Origin of the sequence: Actinoplanes oryzae (assembly GCF_030757795.1) — a bacterium.
Classification (GTDB): Bacteria; Actinomycetota; Actinomycetes; order Mycobacteriales; family Micromonosporaceae; genus Actinoplanes.
The window spans coordinates 1-259 of the sequence record NZ_JAUQWH010000379.1 but is presented as its reverse complement, the minus strand read 5'-3'; the positions used below and the strand labels follow the sequence as shown (position 1 = coordinate 259).

The 259-nt window shown below is 73.4% G+C and carries 1 protein-coding gene; it reads right to left on the bottom strand.

Annotated features, from left to right (window positions below; translation table 11 throughout):
- A partial coding sequence (locus RBH18_RS44020) for a sigma-70 family RNA polymerase sigma factor (RefSeq protein WP_306216468.1) occupies positions 1-259 on the bottom strand: 259 nt, incomplete at both ends.

Below are 259 nucleotides of genomic sequence, written 5' to 3'. Positions count from 1 at the left end.
AGTTCCTGCAGGCGGCGGGGCACGCGCACGGACCAGGTGCGGTCGCGGAAGTGGCGCTTGATCTCGCCGATGATGGTGGGGATGGCGTAGCCGGCGAAGTCGACGCCGCGGTCGGGGTCGAACTTGTCGACGGCCTTGATGAGGCCGACGGTGGCGGTCTGGACGAGGTCGTCGGTGGGCTCGCCGCGGCCGGAGTAGCGGTGGGCGAGGTGGCGGGCCAGCGGCAGCCAGGCCTCGATCGCGCGGTCCCGCAGGGCGG